Here is a 15,933-nt window from a genome sequence, read left to right as displayed (position 1 = left end):
CAGGGAGTAAAGGGTCAGGCGAGAGCGGCCTGGCGTTCCCGCATTGGTTCGCGGACCCGATCGGGTTTCCCCGGCTCGGCGAGCCGCGTAAAACTGCGCTGGCTTGCATGCGCGGGTGCTTCGACAATGACGCCTTCGCAAACGATCTGTCCACCGAGCATCCGGAATTCCAGCTTGTCGTAGCGCGGCATCGTCTCGCCGGGCGCGGGCGGCAGCAGCCCGACACTGCCCTGGATGTTCAGTGTGGCATCACCGGCGCCGTGAAGGCGCGGATTCCACATCCTGATCCCGGTCTCCGCCCAACGCTGCCGGATCAGCGCGGCGCGGTCGGCTGGTTCTGCGATCTTTGCACGGATCTTCGGCGCGCCAGTGATCTCCGGAGCGGGAGCCTCGAGGGCCGGCTCCGGCGCAACATCCGTGACGACGCTGGGCGTCTCGTCGGCGACTTTCGCGGCGCTGGGGGAGGGATCGCTGTCGATGCTATCCTCAGCGACATGCTCCGCCGAGATTTCGCGATCGGCAAGCGCCACACACGCATCGTCAAGAGTTGAGCGAGTATCCACGTCGACGGTAGCGGAATGCTCGTCGTTGGCGGCGAGAGCGGGGGCATCAACCGGGACGATCTCGACCGCGGCATCGGCGGACGAGGCCTCCTCCGCGACAACGGGCTCAACGCCGTCCGCGAGTTCGGAAGATAGATCGCTGTTGATGATGAGTTCGGGGACGTCGACCGGTTCGCGCACGACCTCGACGGTCGCGACCGATGCTTCCTCCACGACGACCGGCTCGACGCCCGCCGCCGTCTCCCGGGAGGATTCGTCGCTGCCGCTGATATCGGCTGGCGCTTCCGACGGGCTCTCCGCGATGACAGGGCTGGCGCTGTCGTCTTCGGCCGAAGCCGCGACCGCGGCGTCGCAGTGCGACGTATCCACGCCGATGCTGGTGTCGAGAACCTCCGCGGCTACTGCAATGTCAGCAACAATGGCGGATGAGGCGTCTGCGGTATCAGGCGCGACCGCGATGCTGCCGCCGTGCGGCGCAGGCCGAAGCCGGGTCAACGCCCATTTCACCGCGGGGATGCGGCGCAGCAACGATATCAGTCTCGAAAGCACTGGGAGTTGTCCAAGAGGTACTCGGCTTGAGGCCATCGCTGATTCGCCAGCAATGTAAAAATCCCCGGCTGTCACACTGATGTCAATGTAGGTGGGACCAATTGCAGAACATCCAAGCCTTTAGAGCGCGCGGCTGCGAGTTAGCCGGCGTGACTGTAGTCAAGCTGCAGCCCCGCCAATACGCTTTGTTCGACACCAAGACCTATGCGCAGACGTCGACAAGCGTTGACGGCATGAAAGCTTTTGGAGAGGGGACGATCGCCCCTCTCCGGACTTCCGATCGATGCAAGCCTACTTTCCGGAGCCCGCGCCGCCGCCGGCCTGGCTGCCCATGTTGTTGGTGTTGCTGCCGCCGGCCGACGGAGTCTGCTTGCCCTTGCTGTCGGCGGCCTCGTTCTGCATGTTCGACGACGCGCCGGTCGTCATGCCCTTGGTCGCGGGGCCCCGCGACGAAGGGCCGACGTCGCCATGGCCGGATGCGCCTGGGGCGGGTTGTGTCTGCGCAAAGGCGCCGCCGGTCGCCAGCGCCATGATGCACGCGGATGCCAAAATGATCTTCTTCATCTGGTTTCCTCCTGGGTTGACTTGAGGACAACTTGCGCGCGGAGCGGACGTTCCTCACAGGGAAGCGTCGCGAGGATCATGACCAAGCGCGTTGCGGCGCTTGTCGAGGTTCCCTGTACGGCTCTATCGACGGTAGAGTTTGGAACATCGGGCATCTGGTGTAAGGACGAGGCATGAAAAAGATAATGACTCTCGGAGCGATTCTGCTCTGGTCCACGATCGCAGTCGCGCAGGAGCGCGCCATCACCGTGGCCTCGACGACGTCGACGGAACAGTCGGGGCTGTTCGGTTACTTGCTGCCGCTGTTCTCGAAGGCCGCGGGCATCGACGTGAAGATCGTTGCCGTCGGTACGGGCCAGGCGCTCGACATCGGGCGGCGCGGCGATGCAGACGTCGTGTTCGTCCATGACAGGCCTGCCGAGGACAAGTTCATGTCCGAAGGGGAGGGCGTGAAGCGCTTCGATGTCATGTACAACGACTTCGTCATTGTCGGGCCGAAGAGCGATCCCGCGAAGATCGCCGGCGGCAAGGACGTGGCCGATGCGCTGCGCAAGATCGCCGCCGCGAAGGCGCCGTTCATCTCGCGCGGCGACAAGTCCGGCACGCACGCGGCCGAGCTACGGCTTTGGAAGGAGGCGGGCATCGATCTCGGTGCCGCCAAAGACGGCTGGTATCGCGAGATCGGTCAGGGCATGGGCCCGGCACTCAACATGGCGTCGTCGTCGAACGCCTATCTGCTGTCGGACCGCGGCACCTGGTTGTCATTCAAGAATCGCGGCGAGCTTGCCGTCCTGACCGAAGGCGACAAGCGGCTGTTCAACCAGTACGGCGTCATGCTGGTGAATCCGGCCAAGCATGCGAACGTGAAGGCGAGGGACGGACAGGCCTTCATCGACTGGCTGATCTCTCCTGGGGGGCAGGAGGCCATCGCCGGCTACAAGGTCGGCGGCGAGCAGCTATTTTTCCCCAACGCGTCCCACTAGCAGGAAGGCGACGGTTGATACTGCGACGCTGAGTGCAAGCAGGATCAGCCCGAGCCCGAGCGCCAGCGGCAGGTCGCCCTTGCTGGTCTCCAGCGCGATCGCCGTCGTCATCGTGCGCGTGAAACCGCGAATGTTGCCGCCGACGATGAGGATGGCGCCAACCTCCGCGATCGCGCGCCCGAAGGCTGCTAGAAAGGCCGTCAGCAGCGAGGTCCGGCCCAGCGCGAACAGCAAGCCGATGCTGCGCAACGTCGACAGCCCGTCGATCCGCGCCAAGTCGCCATACTCCGCCCACAGCAGGCTCGCCGGCCGGTGCACCAGCGCGACCACGATCGGTGTGGCGAGCAGCGATTGCGCAATCACCATGGCCGTTGGCGTAAACAACAGGCCGGCGGCCCCGAACGGGCCGGATCGTGACAGCATAAGATAGAGTGCGAGCCCGACCACGACCGGCGGAAGACCAAGCAAGGCATTGGTGAGAACGATGATGACCTGCCGCCCGCGGAACCGGGTGATCGCAAGCAGCGCCCCGAACGGTGCCCCGATCAGAAGCGCGACAATGCTGGCGGTCAGGCTGACGCGCACCGACAGTCCGACGATGCCCAGAAGCTCTGCGTCGGCTCCGCCGATCAGCGTGAAGGCGGCGCCGATGGATCGCGCGAATTCGTTCATCCGTGCCTGAGCTTCGGCGCCCGCCGCCATGGCTGGGGTCCGTCAATTCCAGGACTGCGGAGCTGCGTCACGTCTGATTCCCTGCAAGTATCCAGTGGCCCGGCCCGCCGCAGGAAAAGCTTCCAGGCAGCAGGCCAGTCACAGAATACTCGCGCGGACCGGTTTGGAAACCGAATTCGACCGGATATCAAAGTCGCGGGCCGTTTGGCAGCAGCTTCCCTTTGATATCACCGCTTGACGTTGGCCGATGCCGAGAGCGTGGGGGCTGCCCCAATGCTCTGCTGCCAATAATGCTCGATCTGCTCGACCAAAGCGTGCGGCAGCGGAACGTAGTTGAGCGTCTCGGCCTGCTGTTTTCCGTTCTTCAGCGACCAGCGGACGAAATCGATGGCGGCCGCCGACCTGTCGACGGATTTGGGCGCCTTCGGCATCAGCACGAAAGTTGTGGCCGTGATCGGGTAGGCGTCTTCGCCGGGCGCATTGGTGAGCACGAGATGAAAATCCTTCTCCGCCTTCCAGTCCGCGCTCGCGGCCGCAGCCTGGAACGATGTGGCGTCGGGAACGACGAAATTGCCGGCGCTGTTCTGCACTCGGCCAAAGGAGATCCGGTCGAGCCGCTGCAATGCGTAACTGTATTCGAGATAGCCGATCGCGCCGGAAACGAGGCTGACGAGCGAGGCTACGCCATCATTGCCCTTGCCGCCGAGGCCAAGCGGCCACTCGACGGAGGTCCCTTCTCCGACGCTCGTCTTCCACTGCGGGCTGACCTTGGAAAGGTAGTTCGACCAGTTGAATGTCGTCCCGGATCCGTCGATGCGATGGACCACCGTGATCGGCGTGTTCGGCAGCCTGATGTCGGGGTTGACCGCGCGAATGGCCGGGTCGTTCCAGGATTTGAGCCTGCCGAGATAGATATCGGCGAGCATCTGGCCGGTGAAGCGGATCTGGCCGGGCTTGACTCCGTCGATATTGACCACTGGCACCACGCCCCCGATCACGATCGGGAATTGCATCATGCCGAGCTTGTCGAGCTCTTTGGGATCGAGCGGCATATCGCTGGCGCTGAAATCGACGGCCTCTTTCTTGATCAGGCCGACGCCGATGCTCGAGCCGACCGCCTGATAGCTGACGGTGTTGCCGGTCTTCGTTTTATACGCATCGATCCATTTCGCCATCACGGGCGAAACGAAAGTTGAGCCGGCCCCTTTGGTCTCAGCTGCCAGGCTTTGCGTAGCGACGAGCAGAGCGGCGAGGATCATGGGGAGTGCGATGTGTTTCTTCATGTGCGCGACGCTAACAGCTCGGGCAGGAAGCAGATGTGGTCTATGTCACAAAACTGTCGCGATTGCTTGTGTGAGGCGCGTCACGAGCAGCACACGACGAGGGTCGGCACGAGAGCCTTTGGCGCACCTACCGCGATGCGTGCGTCGGATCAGATCAAGTCGCGCAGCACTTCAACAAGCCGGGCACACTCTGCCTCCGTTCCGACCGTGATGCGCAGGAAGTTCTCGATGCGTGGCTTGCCGAAATGCCGGACCAGAACGCCACGCTGGCGAAGCGCTGCCGCGAGATCTGCTCCGCTCCGGCTTCGATGGCGCGCGAAGACGAAGTTGGCGAGCGACGGCAACACCTCGAAGCCGAGTTGTCTGAGGTCGCGGGCCAAGGTTTCGCGGCTCGCGATGATACGGGCACGGGTGTCTCGGAACCAGCCGTCGTCCTCGATGGCGGCGGCGGCGCCGGCGATCGCGAGGCAATCGACGGGATAGGAGTTGAAGCTGTCCTTCACGCGTTCCAGCGCTTCGATCAGCGGTCGTTGGCCGATGGCAAAACCAACCCGCAGGCCAGCGAGCGAGCGCGACTTCGAGAAGGTCTGGATGACCAGCAGATTGTCGTGGCGCGCAACCAGCGGCACGGCGCTCTCCGCGCCGAAATCGACATAAGCCTCGTCAACCACCACCAGCCGGTCCGGCTGTTCGGCCAACAGCGATGCGATTGCGTCGCGCTGAAGGGCAATGCCGGTAGGAGCGTTCGGATTGCAAAGCAGGATGGCGCTCGATGGCCGCCTGTAGTCGGAGATATCGATCCTCATCGCAGCATCGAGCGGCACCTCCTCATGCGTTATTCCATAGAGGCCGCAATAAACAGGGTAGAAGCTGTAGGTGACGTCGGGGAATAGAAGCGGTGGTTCGTGCTTCAGAAGCGCCTGGAAGGTGTGGGCCAGAACCTCGTCGGAGCCGTTGCCGACGAACACTTGCTCGGGCGCCACATCGCAATGGGCCGCGATCGCCTCACGCAGGCGCGTTGCGCGCGGATCGGGATAAAGGCGCAGCCGCTCCACGGCCGCTGCGATCGCCGCCAGCACGCGCGGCGAGGGCGGGTAGGGATTCTCGTTGGTATTGAGCTTAACGATGCCGTCCTGCTTGGGCTGCTCGCCGGGGACGTAGGGCGAAAGCGTGTGGACGACCGGACTCCAGAAACGGCTCATGATCTCCAATCCGAATGTGATCGGGCACAGTAGGGTATACGGGAGCTCCGCGGAAGTGCGCCTGCATTCAGCAATTCCAGGCAAATCTGCACGAGGCTTACTGCCGGAGACGTTCCCAAGCGCGCCCCCTATGCTAGGGTCATCGCACCACCGCCCAGAATGAAAACAAGAACGAAGGCTGGCGCGCCCCAGGGCGCGGAACGGCCGAAAAGAGAGGAACACATGCCGGGTGCAGCCCTTCCCACCGCTCCCTCGATTCCGACCGCGCCAGTGACCTCAGCCGTTCTCGACCGCTTGCGGGCCATCGTCGGCGACAAAGGCCTGATCCTGGACGAACAGGACAAGCTGCCCTTCGTGACCGACTGGCGCGGCACGCTGGCGGGGCAGGCCGCGGCGATCGTGCGTCCGGCCAGCACCGCGGAAGTCTCCGCTGTCGTCAAGCTCTGCTACGACAACGGCATTGCCATCGTTCCGCAAGGTGGCAACACCGGCCTGATGGGCGGTGCCACGCCGTGGCCCATGCACCGCGGCATCGTGCTGTCGCTCGGTCGCATGAACCAGGTGTTGAATATCGATCCCGTCGGCTATGCCATGACTGTGGAGGCAGGCTGCATCCTCGAGACGCTTCAGGACACAGCCGCGCGCCACGACCGCCTCTTTCCGCTCAGCCTCGGTGCTCAGGGCTCGTGCATGATCGGAGGTAATCTGTCCACCAATGCCGGCGGCGTGCAGGTGCTGCGTTATGGCAATGCGCGAAATCTGGTGTTGGGTCTGGAGGTCGTGCTGGCTAACGGCGATGTCTGGGACGGCCTGCGTGCGCTCAAGAAGGACAACACCGGCTATGACCTCAAGCATCTGTTCATGGGCGCCGAAGGGACGCTCGGCATCATCACCAAGGCGGTGCTGAAACTCTGGCCGGCGCCGAAAGACGTATGCACGGCATGGCTTGCAATCCGCGATCCCAAGGCTGCCATCGACCTTCTGTCGCAGGCGCATGCCGCTTCCGATGACAATGTCGGCTCCTGTGAGCTCATCAGCCGTGCGTGCACCGACATGGTGCTGCGCCACATTCCCGGCACTCAGGATCCTCTCAAGGCTGAGACCGAATGGTATCTCCTTCTCGAATGGTCGTCGGCTCGGCCACGGCAGGACGGAGGCACGGGCATGTCGGACAGGATGGAGCAGTTCCTGGCCGACCAACTCGCGGCCGGCCGGGTGCTGGATGCGGTGATCGCGCAAACCGAAACGCAGTCGCGCAACATGTGGCGGATTCGCGAGAGCGTGGCCGAGGCATCGCGCACCGAAGGGCCGGGCTTGAGCTACGACGTGTCCGTCGCGGTCTCCAGGATTCCCGAGTTTATCGACAGCGGTCTCGGGGCCGTGCTCGCCATCCTGCCGGCGATCCGCCCCTATCCGCTCGGCCATATCGGAGACGGCAATGTGCACTTCTCCTTCATGGGTCCGAAGGGCATGGACCTCGATACGCTCAACCAGTACTCCGCGGCGATCACACGGGCCGTCAACGACCTCGTCACCTCGATGGGCGGCTCGATCTCGGCGGAACATGGCATCGGCATCGAGAAGCTCGACGAGCTCCAGCACTATCGCTCCCGGATCGAGCTCGACATCATGTGCACGATCAAGCGGGCGCTCGATCCCAAGAACATCATGAATCCGGGCAAGGTGCTTCGTCTCGGTTGAGGCGCGCCCACCGTGAGCCCGGTGCTCCCGAACGCTCGGCGCTCCCGGAGACGGGATGCCGCGGATGGCCGGGCCAAACAGGCCAGGAGGTCGCCAAATCATGCCGTTTCGCGACCGAAAGGCGGCTTTATTCCCGCCTTGGATGCTTTAAGGAAGGGACAAGATCAGGTCGCACCAGCCCGGGGGCGGTGCTAGACCCTGATGCAGGAACAATGGGCGAGGCCGGTATGGCACGTCCGCAAGGATGAAGGATTTGAGGCAATGATCCAAACCGTTGGCATCATCGGGGCAGGGACCATGGGGAACGGCATCGCGCAGATTTGTGCCGCGGCCGGGCTTTCGGTCGTGATGGTCGATATTTCCGATGCGGCGGTGAACCGCGGGATTTCGACGGTCGGCGGCAGTCTCGAGCGCCTGGTCAAGAAGGAGAAGATGTCGGCGGGCGATCGCGACGCCACGCTCAAGCGCATCACCGGCACCACCGACCGCGCCAAGCTCGTCGATTGCGATCTCGTCATCGAGGCGGCGACCGAGAACGAGGAACTCAAGGTCAAGATCCTGAAGGATCTCTGTGCGACGCTGTCGCCGCGCACGCTGCTCGCCACGAACACCTCGTCGATCTCGATCACGAAGCTCGCCGCGGCGACCGACCGCCCCGACCGCTTCATCGGCATGCACTTCTTCAATCCGGTTCCGGTCATGGCGCTGCTGGAGCTCATCCGCGGCTTGCAGACCTCCGACGACACCCACGCCAAGGCGCTCGATTTCGCCAAGCGCGTCGGCAAGGTGGCGATCACGGCCAAGAACAGCCCCGGCTTTGCCGTCAACCGCATCCTGTGCCCGATGATCAACGAGGCGATCTTCGCGCTGCAGGAGGGGATTGCGACGGCGGAAGAGATCGACGCCGGCATGAAGCTCGGCTGCAACCATCCGATCGGGCCGCTGGCGCTCGCCGATCTCGTGGGGCTCGACACCATGTTGTCGGTGATGGAGGTCTTTTATAAAGGCTTCAACGACCCCAAATACCGTCCAGCCCCCTTGCTCAAGGAAATGGTCGACGCCGGCCATCTCGGCCGCAAGACGGGGCAGGGCTTTTACACCTACGGCGCCTGACAATGGCGCAGGCGACGGGCGTTGAGTGCTCGCCGCCGGCCCCCGCGATTTGCGCTGCGACAAAGACGCCGCGCGCAATCGGCCTGACAATGTCGAACGGGCGTCCTGCGGGAACAACGGAACGGATAACAAGGGACATGTCGGATCGACTGAAGGCCGAGCGCGAGGCTGCGGCCGCGCGGCGGAATTTGCTGACCCAGGATGCGATCGAGCGCACGGGGATCACCGAAGAGATGATCGGGGAACTCGTGACCCGTTTCTATGGCCGCGTCCGCGAGGATGCGCTGCTGGGGCCGGTGTTCGCGATCGTGCAGAATTGGGACGAGCATCTGGCCAAGCTCCGGGATTTCTGGTCGTCGGTCGTGCTGATGAGCGGCCGCTACCATGGTTCGCCGATGCGGGCGCATATGCCACTGAACCTGGTCGGGGATCATTTCGACCGCTGGCTCGATTTGTTTGAACAGACCGCGCGCGAGGTCTGCCCGCCGCAGGCAGCCGCGCTGTTCATCGACAGGGCGCGCCGCATCGCCGACAGTTTCGAGATGGCGTCGGCGACCTTGGCCGGACGCATCGCTGCGCCGCGTCACGTGCTCCGCTCCTAGAATACAGAATGCCTGCCTGAGAAATGCGCAGCCGCATTGATGGCGCTACGATCGCGCCGAGCGTCGGCGCATTGCACCAATACCGGCAGCATTGATCTGATCTGCAAAATCATCATGCCGGTCGCGTAGCGTGACGTTGCAATTAGAAAAATGCGCGCAAATGCGCGTGTTCGCGTTCAATCAGTGCGAGCATAACCGTGTGATGCACTGCGGGAAAAAATCTTTGCCTTTTTTTCGGCAGAGTTCCAGCGCCTGCTTGTGAACATGTCGAGTGCATCGTTCAACCCATCCTCTTCATCCTCCGACAACACAGCGGAATCCGAAGCTGACGCTTGCACGGAGCAAACCCGGCGGGCACTCTTGAAGAGTGCGCTGGCCACCACGGCGTGCTTCGCCTGTTCCACGCAGGTCCACGCGGGCGAGGATGCGCCCGGCTCCGACGAGCGGCCTCAGAAAGGCGATCTGCTCGTGTTCTCCGAAGGCGATCAGGAGGGAAAGCCCGTCACCGCGGCCGCTCTGTCGGCCGGCGGACCGCCGGTGCATGCCTGGCCGAAAGATCCAAAGACATCGGTCGTGCGCAGCGCCTCGCGCCTCAACGAGATCTTGATCATCCGCCTCGACCCCGCCGAGCTCGACGAGCAGACAAAAGCGCGCGCCGTCGACGGCATCCTCGCCTATTCGGCAATCTGCTCGCATGCCGGCTGTCCTGTCACGGCGTGGGTGAAGAGCGATGTCGGCGACAAGGAGGTGCTCAAATGCATGTGCCACAACTCCGAATACGATCCTCGCGCGGGCGCGCAGGTCGTGTTCGGGCCGGCGCCGCGACGGCTCGCTGCGCTGCCGCTGGCGCTGGCTGACGGCTCGCTCAGCGTCGCCGGAAACTTCGTCGGAAAGGTAGGTGGCGCGCAGCCGGGATGATGGGCGTGCGGGTTGTGCCCGCGTCATGAGAGACCGCATCCGCCGATGGGTGGACGACGGGACGAACGACAAGAATTCAAAACAAGAATTCAAAACGGATGAAAAAGGGGAACGCCATGACCAGGAAGCAGTGGTTACTGTCCGGCTTCGTCGCCTTCACGTGTCTTGCATCGACTCTTGCCTCGACCGCCGCCGTATCAGGCCAGATCGAGAACTACGCGCCGGTCACCGCGCAGCGGTTGGAAAACCCGGAACCCGCCAATTGGATGCTCTACCGGCGGACCTATGACGGGCAGGGCTACAGCCCGCTCGACCAGATCAACACCTCGAATGTGAAGAACCTCACCCCGGTCTGGACCTTCGCGACCGGCGTGGTCGAAGGTCACGAGGCGCCGCCGATCGTCAACAACGGCGTGATGTTCGTTGCGACCCCGATGGGACAGGTGATCGCGCTGAACGCCAAAACGGGCGACGAATATTGGCGCTACAAGCGGCAGCTTCCCGACGACCTGTTCCAGTTGCATCCGACCAGCCGCGGCGTCGGCCTCTGGGAGGACAAGCTCTATCTCGCCACCACAGACGACCATGTCGTCGCGCTCGACGCCAAGACCGGCAAGGTGGTGTGGGACACCAAGGTGCAGGACTACAAGAAGGGCCAGTACATGACCCTGATGCCGCTGATCGTCGACGGCAAGGTCATCGTGGGCGGCTCCGGCGGCGAGTTCGGCGTGCGCGGCTATGTCGCCGCCTATGATGCCAAGGACGGCAAGGAGCTGTGGCGGACCTATACCATTCCGGGCGAAGGCGAACCCGGCCACGACACCTGGCAGGGCGAGGACTGGAAGAACGGCGGCGGCTCGGCCTGGATGACCGGCAATTACGACAAGGACACCAAGACGATCTATTGGGGCGTCGGCAACGCCGCGCCGTGGCCCGGCGAGATGCATCCCGGCGACAATCTCTATACCTCCTCGGTGCTCGCGCTCGATCCGAACACCGGCAAGATCAAGACCCATCACCAGTATCACCAGAACGATTCCTGGGACTGGGACGAAGTCGAAGCGCCGATGTTGATCGACCTGCAACGCGACGGCCGCAACATCAAGAGCCTGGTCCATCCGGGACGCGATGCGATCTTCTGGATACTCGAGCGCACGCCGACCAAAATCAACTACGTCGCCGGCTGGCCGTTCGTCTCCACTGACGTCTGGAAGGGCATCGACGCCGAGAGCGGCAGGCCGATCGTCGATCCCGCGCACAAGCCCGTGGTCGGCAAGCGCGTGGAGTTCTGTCCATCGCTGTGGGGCGGCAAGGATTGGCCGTCGGCGGCCTACAGCCAGAAGACCGGCCTCGTCTACGTGCCCGCCAACGAGAATTTCTGCGGTGGGTTCACCGGCGAGAAGGTTCCGCTCAAGCCCGGCGAGCTCTGGCTCGGCACCAAGCCGGAGGACATCGGCCTGAAGACGAAGCCGGGTGCCGATCATTTCGGCGAGCTCCAGGCTTGGGATCCCGCCACGGGCAAGAAGGTGTGGCAGCACAACTTCCCCAAGTCGCAGCTGTTCGGATCGGTGACGGCGACCGCAGGCGATCTCGTCTTCGTGGGCGGGACCAACGACCGCAACTTCCGCGCCTTCAACGCCAAGAGTGGCGAGCTGCTCTGGGAGCAGAAGACCAACTCCGGCATCATGGGCATGCCGGTGTCCTATGAGATCGACGGCACGCAATACATCGCGATCCAGTCGGGATGGGGCGTGGATGCGCAGCGCATCCAGGATGCACTCGTGACCAACAACATCGGCATCGAAGCCAACGTGCCGCAGGGCGGCGTGATCTGGGTGTTCGCGCTGAAGAAGTAAGCTCCGCTGGCGGATCGAAAGAAGCGGAGTGTTAGGGGGCAAATGCGGCGGACGGCAACGTCCGCCGCATTTTGCGTCGGCGTCCTCCCTTCTCCCTTTGCGGCAGAAGGTGGCGCGAAGCGCCGGATGAGGGGTTCTATCCGCGCATCACAATGTGCGAGACTCACGCAGGCATACCCCTCACCCAAGCGGGGTCGTGGCAACCGGCGCCGCTGCCCTCTCCCGCAAGGGGAGAAGGCATATCGCTGCGCTTCGGCGAAGAAGTAGATCCGACATTCACGGCGTCAAAACGCCGATGCGCGAGATCGCTACTTCCCCTCGCGCTCGACCTTGTCCTTTGCCTTCTGGTTCATCTCGCGAACCTTGGGATCGGGATTGTGCTGCCCGGTGGTCTGGCTGGTCGAGGGCGGCGTGGCATTGGCGTTGGGCAGAGAGTTCTGGTCCGGCGTGCTGGGGCGCGTCGCCGTTGTCGGCGGCGTGGCGTTGCTCTGGGCGTATGCGCCTGCGGCAGTCAAGAAAAAGGCGCTCGACAGCAAGGAGACTGCGAGCGCCCTTGAGATGTTGGTCATCGATCTGCTCCTGTCAGATCGATGCAAACGGCGCGAGGCCGCCTTGTGTTCCCGCCTTTATGCTTCCAATTGCTTGCCGAGCGGAAGGCTGCGGATGCGCTTTCCGGTCGCGGCGAAGATGGCGTTCATCAGCGCCGGCGCGAATGGCGGGACGCCGGGCTCGCCCACGCCGCTCGGCGGCGTGTCGGGTCCGGGCGGCACGATGTAGACGTTGGTCACCGCAGGGGATTCATCGATCCTGAGGACCTGGAAGTCGTCGAAGTTCTTCTGCTGCACCTTGCCGTCCTTGAAGGTGATCTCGCCGTATTTTGCGAGACTGAGCCCCATGATCGCCGCGCCCTCGATTTGTGAGGCGATGCGCTCCGGGTTGACATAGGTGCCGCAGTCGATGGCGGTGTCCACCCGCGGCACGGTCAGCTTGCCCTTGTCGTCGACGGCCACCTCGACGATGGTCGCGATATAGCTGACGAAGCTGCGGTGCACTGCGATGCCGAGGCCATGGCCCTTCGGCACCTGACGGCCCCATTCGCCCTTCTCGGCGACCAGCTCGACCACCTTGCGCAGGCGCGCGGTGTCGATCGGATAGCTATCCATCGGTTCGCCGTAGTTCCACATGTCCTTCACAGCAGGCTTGACGATGCGCGGGCTACCGATCAGCGCGAGCAGCGTCTCCTTCTGGTCGCGGCCGGTTGCATGGGCGATCTCGCCCACCATCGACTGGACCGCGAAGGCGCGCGGGATGTTCGAGACCGAGCGGAACCAGCCGATGCGGGTGAACGCCGCGGCCTCCGGGTTCTCGCAGGAGATGTTGGCGATCTCGAAGGGCATGTCGACGAGGCCCATGCCGAGCTCGAAAGGCGCCTGGTGCTTTGCATCTGCCGCAAACGTCGAGCCGATGCTCGGGGCCACGCTGCGATGGCGCCACGCGATCACCTTGCCGCTTTTGTCGAGCCCCGCCTCGATCCGTTCCACGGAGACCGTGTGCAGGAAATCGTGGCGGACGTCGTCCTCGCGCGTCCACTGCACCTTGACCGGGACGCCGAGCTCCTTCGACAGCAGCGCGGCCTCGAGCGCAAAGTCGCATTTCGACTTGCGGCCGAAGCCGCCGCCGAGCAGCGTGACGTTGACGGTGACATTGCCCTCGGGAATGCCGAGCGTCTTCGCAACGTCCTCGCGCGTGCCGCCCGGGCTCTGCACCGGCGCCCAGATCTCCGCCTTGTCGCCCTTGACGTCGGCGACCGCCACCGGCGGCTCCATGCTGACATGGGCAAGATGCGGCAGATAATATTCGCCGACGACGACCTTGTCGGCGCCCTTCAGAGCAGCCTCGGCGTCGCCTTCCTGGCGCACGACAAGGCCCGGCTTGCGCGAGGCCTCCTCGAGCTCCTTGCGGTAGGCGACGGAATCGTATTTGCCGTTGGCGCCGTCGTCCCAGGTCAGCTTCAGCGCGTCGCGTCCCTTGATCGCCGCACCGGTGTTGCGCGCAATCACGGCAACGCCGCCGAGCGGCTGGAATTTCGACGGCCACGGCCAGCCGCGCACCTGCATCACCTTCTCGACACCGGGGACCTTCAACGCCGCGTCCGGATCGAACGAGACCAGCTTGCCGCCGGTCACTGGCGGGCGCGCGATCACGGCATACTTCATGCCAGGCAGCCGGATGTCGGCGCCGTAACGCGCCTTGCCGGTGGTGATGTCGTGGAGATCGACGATGCCGATCTGGCCCTTGCCGAGATAGCGGAAGTCCTTGGGGTCCTTCAGCTTGAGTCCTTCGATGCTCGGCACAGGTTCCTTGGCGGCATCGGCTGCGAGCTCGCCGAAGCCAAGCTTGCGGCTCGTTGCGCTGTGGACGACCTCGTGATTGACGGCCTTGACCTCGGTTGCCGGCACACCCCAGCGTTTCGCGGCGGCTTGCTCCAGCATGGTGCGGGCGGAGGCACCGATCTGGCGCATCGGCATCAAATAATGCCGCGTGCTGCGCGAGCCGTCGGTATCCTGGTTGCCGAATTTGACCTCGTCGCCATGGGCCTGCTCCACCTTGACCCTGGCCCAGTCGGCTTCCATCTCCTCGGCCACGATCAGCGGCAGGCTGGTGCGCACGCCTGTGCCCATCTCGGCGCGGTGAGCAAGGATGGTGACGGTGCCGTCGGGTGCGACCGCGACGAATACGCGCGGATCGACCACGACGCCGTGCGGCATCTTGCCGGCGCCGGTCTCGTAGGCGAACGCCTGGCGCGACATCACGGGCGCCGCGAGCACGAAGCCGCCTGTGATGCCGAGCCCCTTCAGGATGCTGCGGCGCGAAACCTTCTCGACCTTGATGTTCTTCTCGAAGCCACGAAGCTTCTTCGGGTTGTCGATGAAATTCATGTCACACTCCCGTCGATGCGAGATGGACCGCATTCTCGATGCGCTGGTAGCAGCCGCAGCGGCAGATGTTGCCGGACATCGCTTCGCGGATCTGGTCGTGCGACGGCTTTGGGTTGTCCATCAGCAGCGCAGCCGCCTGCATGATCTGGCCCGCCTGGCAGAAGCCGCATTGGGGAACGTTGACCTGACGCCAGGCCTTCTGCACCGGGTGATCACCGTTCGGATGCAGTCCCTCGATCGTCGTGATCTCGCGGCCGGCGACGTCGTTGATCGACGTGATGCAGGCGCGCACGGCTTCCTTGTCGACGATGACAGTGCAGGCGCCGCACAGGGCCTGGCCACAGCCGAACTTGGTGCCGGTCAGACCGGCCTCGTCGCGCAGGAACCAGAGTAGCGGGAGATCCGGGTCGCCGTCCCAGCTCTGTTCCTGGCCGTTGATCTTCACCTTGATCATGATCGTCCCTCGCTCTTCATAAGCTTGTTGATTTCAGATTTTCCAGATGCCGGTCGGTGCAATGTCCGCTGCGCGGCGTCGCATTCCAGCGGTCATCCCGCGCGGGCAGATCCCGGCAGGACTCAGGAATGCCAATGTCATGTCCGGATGTGTTCGATACCTCCCGTCGTGTTCTTGATTATTGAATTCGCGCGGCATCGTCACGTCGCGATCTTAGCAAGGATCGCTTCGGTCTAGCATTCACAGCCAAGTGTTCTCTAGTCAGCTGTTCTCGATGGGAAAAGATTGCAACGAAGGTTTGTCAAAAGCAGGGCGCCGCATCTCGCCGCGCGCATCTCGATATGGGGACAACGAAAAAAAGCTTCGTCCGCCAGAACACCTGTGCGGACGAAGCAGGATGCCTCAGTCGAGGGAGGGAGAAACGCAAGCGCCGCGCACTTCAAGCGGGAAGTGGTGGCCCTGCGCAGTCATTCAGAGACCAGGACTGAGGGAGCTGACGGCCCCCACACAGGTGCAGTCGAGAAGCGGCGGCAT

The 15,933-nt window shown here is 63.7% G+C and carries 14 protein-coding genes; 6 read left to right on the top strand and 8 right to left on the bottom strand.

From position 1 onward, the window contains the following. Positions 1-14: 14 nt before the first annotated feature. Positions 15-1,112, bottom strand: a complete 1,098-nt coding sequence (locus tag ABIB90_RS19340) for a hypothetical protein (RefSeq protein ID WP_354201196.1) — start codon at positions 1,110-1,112, stop codon at positions 15-17. A gap of 291 nt (positions 1,113-1,403) precedes the next feature. After that, on the bottom strand, positions 1,404-1,676 hold the full coding sequence (locus tag ABIB90_RS19335; RefSeq protein WP_007601345.1) for a hypothetical protein: 273 nt from the start codon (positions 1,674-1,676) through the stop codon (positions 1,404-1,406). A 173-nt stretch (positions 1,677-1,849) separates the two neighbouring features. On the opposite strand from ABIB90_RS19335, the gene ABIB90_RS19330 reads away from it, so the two are divergent. Then, on the top strand, positions 1,850-2,659 hold the full coding sequence (locus ABIB90_RS19330) for an ABC transporter substrate-binding protein (RefSeq protein ID WP_354201195.1): 810 nt from the start codon (positions 1,850-1,852) through the stop codon (positions 2,657-2,659). On the opposite strand, the gene ABIB90_RS19325 is transcribed toward ABIB90_RS19330, so the two are convergent. From ABIB90_RS19325 to hisC, 3 genes are all read right to left on the bottom strand, one after another. Beyond that, positions 2,633-3,331: an ABC transporter permease gene (locus tag ABIB90_RS19325; protein WP_354201290.1), complete on the bottom strand. Its 699-nt coding sequence runs from the start codon at positions 3,329-3,331 to the stop codon at positions 2,633-2,635. The genes ABIB90_RS19330 and ABIB90_RS19325 overlap by 27 nt on opposite strands. A 227-nt stretch (positions 3,332-3,558) precedes the next feature. After that, a complete protein-coding gene (gene pstS, locus ABIB90_RS19320; RefSeq protein WP_354201194.1) occupies positions 3,559-4,614 on the bottom strand; it encodes a phosphate ABC transporter substrate-binding protein PstS in 1,056 nt (351 codons plus the stop codon). A 149-nt stretch (positions 4,615-4,763) separates the two neighbouring features. Next, the gene (hisC, locus tag ABIB90_RS19315) at positions 4,764-5,816 is read right to left on the bottom strand and encodes a histidinol-phosphate transaminase (protein WP_354201193.1); all 1,053 of its coding nucleotides are present in this window, start codon (positions 5,814-5,816) and stop codon (positions 4,764-4,766) included. A gap of 222 nt (positions 5,817-6,038) precedes the next feature. Between hisC and ABIB90_RS19310 the strand changes: the two genes are divergently transcribed. The 5 genes from ABIB90_RS19310 (at position 6,039) to ABIB90_RS19290 (ending at position 12,006) form a co-directional block, all read left to right on the top strand. Further along, positions 6,039-7,517, top strand: coding sequence for an FAD-binding oxidoreductase (locus ABIB90_RS19310; protein WP_354201192.1), 1,479 nt, complete (start codon positions 6,039-6,041; stop codon positions 7,515-7,517). 201 nt (positions 7,518-7,718) lie between these two features. Then, a complete protein-coding gene (locus ABIB90_RS19305) occupies positions 7,719-8,630 on the top strand; it encodes a 3-hydroxybutyryl-CoA dehydrogenase (RefSeq protein WP_354201191.1) in 912 nt (303 codons plus the stop codon). Between the two features lie 137 nt (positions 8,631-8,767). Next, positions 8,768-9,232 carry a group III truncated hemoglobin gene (locus ABIB90_RS19300; protein WP_007601358.1) on the top strand — a complete coding sequence of 155 codons (465 nt, stop codon included), beginning with the start codon at positions 8,768-8,770 and terminating at the stop codon, positions 9,230-9,232. 264 nt (positions 9,233-9,496) lie between these two features. Beyond that, positions 9,497-10,150: a QcrA and Rieske domain-containing protein gene (locus ABIB90_RS19295; RefSeq protein WP_354170548.1), complete on the top strand. Its 654-nt coding sequence runs from the start codon at positions 9,497-9,499 to the stop codon at positions 10,148-10,150. A 116-nt stretch (positions 10,151-10,266) separates the two neighbouring features. Next, on the top strand, positions 10,267-12,006 hold the full coding sequence (locus tag ABIB90_RS19290) for a methanol/ethanol family PQQ-dependent dehydrogenase (RefSeq protein WP_354201190.1): 1,740 nt from the start codon (positions 10,267-10,269) through the stop codon (positions 12,004-12,006). A 308-nt stretch (positions 12,007-12,314) separates the two neighbouring features. On the opposite strand, the gene ABIB90_RS19285 is transcribed toward ABIB90_RS19290, so the two are convergent. Genes ABIB90_RS19285 through ABIB90_RS19275 form a run of 3 tightly spaced genes read right to left on the bottom strand, consistent with a single transcriptional unit; the run spans position 12,315 to position 15,399 of the window. Next, the gene (locus ABIB90_RS19285; RefSeq protein WP_354201189.1) at positions 12,315-12,575 is read right to left on the bottom strand and encodes a hypothetical protein; all 261 of its coding nucleotides are present in this window, start codon (positions 12,573-12,575) and stop codon (positions 12,315-12,317) included. A 57-nt stretch (positions 12,576-12,632) separates the two neighbouring features. Then, complete coding sequence (locus tag ABIB90_RS19280) at positions 12,633-14,945, bottom strand: xanthine dehydrogenase family protein molybdopterin-binding subunit (RefSeq protein ID WP_354170552.1); 2,313 nt, start codon at positions 14,943-14,945, stop codon at positions 12,633-12,635. Position 14,946: 1 nt separating this feature from the next. Beyond that, a complete protein-coding gene (locus ABIB90_RS19275) occupies positions 14,947-15,399 on the bottom strand; it encodes a (2Fe-2S)-binding protein (protein WP_007601363.1) in 453 nt (150 codons plus the stop codon). Positions 15,400-15,933 lie beyond the last annotated feature (534 nt).

This window comes from Bradyrhizobium sp. JR4.1, assembly GCF_040548605.1.
Classification (GTDB): domain Bacteria; phylum Pseudomonadota; class Alphaproteobacteria; order Rhizobiales; family Xanthobacteraceae; genus Bradyrhizobium; species Bradyrhizobium canariense.
Note: the sequence above shows the minus strand (reverse complement) of the source record. Positions and strands in the feature narration are given on the sequence as shown.